The sequence below is a fragment of the Pseudomonas edaphica genome (genome assembly GCF_005863185.1).
GTDB lineage: Bacteria > Pseudomonadota > Gammaproteobacteria > Pseudomonadales > Pseudomonadaceae > Aquipseudomonas > Aquipseudomonas edaphica.
In genome coordinates this window covers 1-7,103 of sequence record NZ_VBVZ01000318.1, presented here as the reverse complement: position 1 = coordinate 7,103, position 7,103 = coordinate 1, and the positions used below count along the sequence as shown (strand labels likewise).

Here is a 7,103-nt window from a genome sequence, read left to right as displayed (position 1 = left end):
CGCAAGAGCCGGGGCTTTTTGTTGGTGCGCTACAACGGCTTAGCCGTTGAACACATCATCCACGCTTTTCAGCGGGTAGTGCTTCGGATACGGCAGGGTAGCCACACCAGTCTCGATCGCGGCTTTGGCCACGGCATCCGAGATCAGGGTGATCAGGCGCTTATCCATTGGTTTCGGGATGATGTACTCACGACCGAATGCCAGTGGGGCACCACCGTAGGCATCGCACACGTCCTGAGGGACCGGCAGCTTGGCCAGTTCACGCAGGGCGTTGGCGGCAGCCACTTTCATCTCTTCGTTGATGCGCTTGGCGCGAACGTCCAGGGCACCACGGAAGATGAACGGGAAGCCCAGCACGTTGTTGACCTGGTTCGGGTAGTCCGAACGGCCGGTGGCCATGATCACGTCGTTGCGAGTGGCGTGGGCCAGCTCAGGCGAGATCTCCGGGTCCGGGTTGGAGCAGGCGAACACGATCGGGTTGGCCGCCATGGACTTCAGGCCTTCGGCGCTCAGCAGGTTCGGGCCGGACAGGCCAACGAACACGTCGGCACCGTCGAGGGCGTCAGCCAGGGTGCGCTTGTCGGTGGCGTGGGCAAACATCGCCTTGTACTGGTTCAGGTCGGTACGCTCGGACTGAACAACGCCCTTGCTGTCGACCATGAAGATGTTTTCCAGCTTGGCGCCCATGCTCACCAGCAACTTCATGCAGGAGATGGCCGCAGCACCAGCGCCCAGGCAGACGATCTGGGCGTCAGCCAGGGTTTTGCCAGCGATTTCCAGGGCGTTGATCATGCCGGCCGCAGTAACGATCGCGGTGCCGTGCTGGTCATCGTGGAATACCGGAATGTCGCACTGTTCGATCAGGGCCTTTTCGATCTCGAAGCACTCAGGTGCCTTGATGTCTTCCAGGTTGATGCCACCGAAAGTGATGGAGATGCGCTTTACAGTGTCGATGAAAGCTTGCGGGCTTTCGGAATCGACTTCGATGTCGAAAACGTCGATGCCGGCAAAGCGCTTGAACAGCACGCCCTTACCTTCCATTACTGGCTTGGAAGCCAATGGGCCGAGGTTGCCCAGGCCGAGAATCGCGGTGCCATCGGAAATCACTGCAACCAGGTTGCCTTTGCCGGTGTACTTGTACGCCAGTTCAGGGTCGCGGGCGATTTCACGTACGGGCTCGGCAACGCCAGGGCTGTAGGCCAGCGACAAGTCGCGGGCAGTGGCAGTGGCTTTGGTGAGCTCTACACTCAGCTTTCCTGGACGAGGATGGGCGTGATATTCGAGAGCGGCAGTTTTCAAATCAGACATATCGGCATTCCGCTTTTACTGTTGGTCGACGGACCGCCGAGGATACGCGTGTGAGAAAGTCCCCACAAGACTGGTCAGTCACTGCCGTCAAGGGCCGAGCACTACGACTTTCGGCCAAGAGCCACGGGATACAAGGGCTTAACTGTTCACAATTACGATAAAAAATGTCTACAATTATTTTATTAAAATCGCTTTGAGTGCAGCACGGTCAAATCGCAGGCACAAAAAAGGCGCCCACAAGGGGCGCCTTTTTCAACAGCTTGCAAAAACCCTGGGGGCTTTTGAGCCTTACTCTGCAGCAGCAGGCTTCTTGCCGAAAGCACCAAAGCGATCTGCGAAGCGCTGTACACGGCCGCCGGTGTCCAGAGTTTTCTGCTTACCGGTGTAGAACGGGTGGCACTCGTTGCATACGTCAGTACCCAGTGGCTTGCACAGGTTCGAACGCGTTTCGAACTTGTTGCCGCAGCTGCAGGTTACTTCGATAGTTTCGTACGCTGGATGGATATCGGCTTTCATGGTGACTTCCTCGGGCTAGCGTGCCGCCACTCGACACTATTGTCGAATACCGCACGTAATTAGGCCGCGGATTCTACCAGACCTTTTTAAACGCGCAAGCGGCGCCTCCCGTGCTTTGCCTACATAAAAGCCCCTTTCATCAGAAAAACCCAACACTCCACCGCCCATCTGCAAGGACGCACTTTTTTGTGGCGAGCAGGCTTGCCCTGCGCTGGGCAAGCCTGCTGCTCGCCACAACAAGCCCGGCGCCCACAGAAGTGCCGCAAGACAGGACACCCCCACCGCAGGTCTGCTAGGCTCCCGCCCCTGCGCCACTGCCTGCCTTTATATGAGACTCCCCGCGTGCCCGACGCCATTTTGCGCCTAGCCCTGCCATCGCCCCTGCGCCGCCTGTTCGACTACCGAGCCCCGGCCGGCGTGTTGCGGGCGCAGTTGCAGCCGGGCATGCGCGTGCGCGTGCCGTTTGGCCGTCGCGAGATGATCGGCATCCTGATCGAAGTGGCCGACCACAGCGAAGTCCCCGCCGAAAAGCTCAAGCCAGCCCTGGCCATCCTCGACGCTACACCGCCGCTGCCGCCCGCGCTGTTCAAGTTATGCCTGTGGACCGCACAGTATTACCAGCATAGCCTCGGCGATACCCTGAGCTGGGCACTGCCGGTGCTGCTGCGCCAGGGCGAACTGGCTGAAGCACGCCAGGAGCGTTTCTGGTCGATGGTGCCCGGCGCGCGCCTGGATGACCCACGCATCGCCCGCGCGCCACGCCAACGCGAAGCCCTCGCGACCCTGGCCCAACACCCCCATGGCGTAGCCCACCAGTTGTTAAGCAAGCTGATGCTGAGCAAAGACAGCCTCGACTTGCTGCTGGCAAAGGGCTTGGTGCAGGTGGAAATCCGCAAGCACGCGCCGGACCCGCGCCATGACCACTGGCTGGCTCAACCGGAGTTGCCGCTGAACCCCGAGCAACGCGCCGCCTATGAAGCCATTCGCGCCGGTTTCGACAGCTTCCATGCCTTCCTGCTCGCCGGCGTCACCGGCAGCGGCAAGACCGAAGTGTATTTGCAACTGATCCGCGAAACCCTGCAAGCCGGCAAGCAGGCACTGGTGTTGATCCCGGAGATCAACCTCGGCCCGCAAACCCTGGCGCGTTTCGAGCAACGTTTTAACGCGCGCATCGCGCTGGTGCATTCGGCGGTCAACGACCGCGAGCGCCTGGAAGCCTGGCTGGCGGCGCGGGACGGCGAGGCCGACATTATTATCGGCACCCGCTCGGCACTGTTCACGCCGATGAAAAACCCCGGGCTGATCATCATCGACGAGGAGCACGACGGCTCCTATAAACAGCAGGAAGGCCTGCGCTACCACGCCCGCGACCTGGCGCTGGTACGCGCGCGCCAGGAAGACATCCCGATTGTGCTCGGCTCGGCTACACCGTCCCTGGAAAGCCTGCACAACGCCTACACCGGCCGTTATGGCCTGCTGCGCCTCAACGAGCGCGCCGGCGGCGCCAAGCAACCACGGTTTCTGCGCCTGGATGTAAAAAGCCGCCCACTGGACAGCGGCATTTCCGGGCCGATGCAGCAAGCCATCGGCCAAACCCTCGCCGCCGGCCAGCAAGTCCTGGTGTTTCTTAACCGTAGGGGCTTTGCGCCGACGCTGCTGTGCCACGACTGCGGCTGGATGTCCGAGTGCGAACGCTGCGATGCGCGCATGACCGTACACCAGCGCCACGGCGAGCTGCGCTGCCACCACTGCGGCCATGTGGAGCGCGTGCCGCGCCACTGCCCACAATGCGGCAAAGTGGATTTGCGCCCCGTGGGTGCGGGCACCGAGCGTGCCGAGGAGCGCCTGGGCATTCTGTTTCCGGATTACCCGGTGCTGCGCGTCGACCGCGACAGCACCTCGCGCAAAGACGCGATGAACCAGCTGTTCGCGACCATTCAGAAAGGCCAGCCGTGCATCCTGATCGGCACGCAGATGCTCGCCAAAGGGCACCACTTCCCACGGGTAACGCTGGTGTCGATCCTGGACGCCGACGGTGGTTTGTTCTCCGGCGACTTCCGCGCCAGCGAACGCATGGCGCAACTGATCGTGCAGGTGGCAGGCCGTGCCGGGCGCGCCGAAGAGCCGGGCAAGGTGATTATCCAGACGCATCTGGCTGACCACCCCTTGCTGATTCAACTGACAGAACAGGGCTACTTCGCTTTCGCCGAACAGGCCCTGAGCGAACGCCGCTCCGCCGGCCTGCCGCCGTTTGCCCACCTGGCACTGTTGCGCGCCGAAGCGCACAAGCCAGGGCAGGCCGAAAATTTTCTCGACGAGGCATGCAGCGCCGCCGAACGTTTGCTCGGTGAGTTGAGTCTGGCCGGCATCGAATTGCTCGGCCCAGTCCCCGCGCCGATGGAGCGGCGCGCCGGGCGGTATCGCGCTCAGCTACTCTTGCAGGCAACGTCCCGTGCACCGCTGCATCGACTATTAAATAGCTGGATGCTTGCCCTGGAGCAAATGCCCAGCGCCCGCCAAGTGCGATGGTCGTTGGATGTGGATCCGGTAGACCTGTATTGATTGCGAAATCGCTATCGCAGGCAAGCCAGCTCCCACATTTTGAAATATGAACCCCCTTAAATGTGGGAGCGGGCTTGCCCGCGATGAGGTCCGCAGGTCCATCAACCTGTCTGAACGGTTGGCAAGCCCGCCCTCGCCACGGATAATGCCGAGTTTTTCCACCTGCGCATCGCGCACCGCCGCTTGCGGTCGAAAGAGAACACCATGAAAGACACCATTCGCCAGCTGATCCAACAAGCCCTCACCCAACTCGTCAACGAAGGTGTGTTGCCTGAAGGCCTGTCGCCGGCGATCCAGGTGGAAAACACTCGAGACAAGACCCATGGCGACTTTGCCAGCAACATTGCGATGATGCTGTCCAAGCCTGCCGGCATGAAACCGCGTGACCTGGCGGAGAAAATCATCGCCGCGCTGCCGACCGACGAGAGTGTGACCAAGGCCGAAATCGCCGGCCCAGGCTTTATCAACTTCTTCCAGAACACCCAGGCCCTGGCTTCGCGCCTGGACGCGGCCCTGGCCGACGCCAACATTGGCGTGCGCAAGGCCGGCCCCCTGGAGCGTGTGGTGATTGACCTGTCGGCACCCAACCTGGCCAAAGAGATGCACGTGGGCCACCTGCGCTCGACCATCATTGGTGACGGCGTGGCGCGGGTGCTGGAGTTCCTGGGTGACGACGTGATCCGTCAGAACCACGTGGGCGACTGGGGCACCCAGTTCGGCATGCTGATGGCCTACCTGCAGGAAAACCCGATCACCAGCAACGAGCTGGCCGACCTGGAAAACTTCTACCGCGCCGCCAAAAAGCGCTTCGACGAATCCGAAGAGTTCGCCGACCGCGCCCGTGGCCTGGTGGTCAAGCTGCAAGCCGGCGATGAAGATTGCCTGGCGCTGTGGGGCCGTTTCCGTGAGATTTCGCTGTCGCACTGCCAGGAAATCTACGAGCTGCTCAACGTGAAGCTGACCATGGCCGACGTGATGGGCGAAAGCGCCTACAACGACGACCTGATCAACGTGGTCAACGACCTCAAGGCTGCCAGCCTGTTGGTTGAGAGCAACGGCGCGCAGTGCGTGTTCCTCGAAGAATTCAAGACCGCCGACGGCGAGCCGCTGCCGGTGATCATCGTCAAGGCCGACGGCGGCTACCTGTACGCCACCACTGACCTGGCAGCCGTGCGCTACCGCAGCGGCGTGCTCAAGGCCGACCGCGCGCTGTATTTTGTCGACCAGCGCCAGGCCCTGCACTTCCAGCAAGTGTTCGAAGTGGCGCGCCGCGCAGGCTTCGTCACCCACCCGATGCACATGGAACACATGGGTTTTGGCACCATGAACGGCGCCGATGGCCGCCCGTTCAAGACCCGCGACGGCGGCACCGTGAAGCTGATCGACCTGCTCAACGAAGCCCAGGACCGTGCCTACAACCTGGTGAAGGAAAAGAACCCGGAGTTGGCCGAAGCCGACCTGCGCAATATCGCTCGCGTGGTAGGTATTGGTGCGGTGAAGTACGCCGACCTGTCCAAGCACCGCACCAGCGACTACAGCTTCAACTTCGAACTGATGCTCAACTTCGAAGGCAACACCGCGCCGTACCTGCTGTACGCTTACACCCGTGTGGCCGGCGTGTTCCGCAAGCTGGGCAAGGATTTCAGCGAGGTTGAAGGCCAAATCGTGCTGGATGCCCCGCATGAACAGGACCTGGCGGCCAAGCTGGCGCAGTTCGGCGAAGTGCTCAACAGCGTCGGTGAAAAAGGCACGCCGCATATCCTCTGCACGTATTTGTACGAAGTCGCCGGTCTGTTCTCCAGCTTCTATGAGAACTGCCCGATCCTTACGGCAGACGACGAAGCCCAAAAGCAAAGTCGCCTGCGCCTCGCCGCACTGGCTGGACGGACCCTCAAGCAAGGCCTGGAACTGTTAGGCCTGGAAACCCTGGAGCGTATGTAAGTTGGCTGCCAAGAAAAAACCTGCACCCAAGCGCGGCGCCAGCCGCTATCAGGCACCGGCGAAGAAGCCAATCCCGGGCTGGCTGTGGATGGCTATCGGCCTGGCGGTCGGCGCGTTTGTGGTGATCCTGATGAAGCTGGAGCCCGGCAAGGGTGATGACGTCAAACGGGTCAAGCAAGAACAGCAGAAGGCCACAAAAATCGCCGAGGCCAACAAGACTGCGCCGAGCCCGACCGCGCCGGTAAAGCCCAAGTACGACTTCTACACGCTGCTGCCGGAGTCGGAAGTGATCGTGCCGCCTGACGCCGTGCCGGAGAAAACCCTGCCGACGCCACAAGTGCCGACCACGCCGGTGACACCAGCGGAAGCCGCGAAAATCGACACCGCACGCGCTCAAGCCGCGTTGGCCGGTATCACTCCGCCGCCACCGCCACCGGTTGCGACCACCAAGGCGGCGCCGGTGACCAAGTTCTTCCTGCAAGCGGGGTCGTTCCCGAAACAGGCGGATGCGGATCGTGTGCGTGCGCAGATCATCCTGCTGGGCCAGTCGGTAACAGTGGAGTCCGGCACGGTGAAGGATGCGACCTGGTATCGCGTATTGGTCGGGCCGTTCAGCAACCGTGAACAGCTGACCGTGGCGCAGAAGCAACTGGCGGGTGCAGGCTTTAGCAATCTGTTGTTACAACAACGCCAGAGCCGTTGATGCCGGCTCAACGTTGATCAAAATGTGGGAGCTGGCTTGCCTGCGATAGCGATGTAACAGTCAGTATTTTCAG

General features: G+C 61.5%; 5 protein-coding genes. 3 read left to right on the top strand and 2 right to left on the bottom strand.

The window, feature by feature from the left end:
* Nucleotides 1–39: 39 nt before the first annotated feature.
* Both FEM54_RS19935 and rpmE read right to left on the bottom strand, forming a co-directional pair.
* Nucleotides 40–1,308 (bottom strand): malic enzyme-like NAD(P)-binding protein, encoded by a 1,269-nt coding sequence (locus FEM54_RS19935; RefSeq protein WP_099548044.1) that lies wholly within the window; start codon nt 1,306–1,308, stop codon nt 40–42.
* A gap of 288 nt (nt 1,309–1,596) precedes the next feature.
* Complete coding sequence (gene rpmE, locus FEM54_RS19930; RefSeq protein WP_017138574.1) at nt 1,597–1,824, bottom strand: 50S ribosomal protein L31; 228 nt, start codon at nt 1,822–1,824, stop codon at nt 1,597–1,599.
* Between the two features lie 342 nt (nt 1,825–2,166).
* Between rpmE and FEM54_RS19925 the strand changes: the two genes are divergently transcribed.
* The 3 genes from FEM54_RS19925 (at nt 2,167) to FEM54_RS19915 (ending at nt 7,030) form a co-directional block, all read left to right on the top strand.
* Nucleotides 2,167–4,386: a primosomal protein N' gene (locus tag FEM54_RS19925; RefSeq protein WP_138452622.1), complete on the top strand. Its 2,220-nt coding sequence runs from the start codon at nt 2,167–2,169 to the stop codon at nt 4,384–4,386.
* 204 nt (nt 4,387–4,590) lie between these two features.
* Nucleotides 4,591–6,327, top strand: a complete 1,737-nt coding sequence (argS, locus tag FEM54_RS19920; RefSeq protein ID WP_138452619.1) for an arginine--tRNA ligase — start codon at nt 4,591–4,593, stop codon at nt 6,325–6,327.
* A 1-nt stretch (nt 6,328) separates the two neighbouring features.
* Entirely contained in the window at nt 6,329–7,030 is a 702-nt protein-coding gene (locus FEM54_RS19915) for an SPOR domain-containing protein (RefSeq protein WP_017138577.1), read from the top strand.
* Nucleotides 7,031–7,103: the final 73 nt, after the last annotated feature.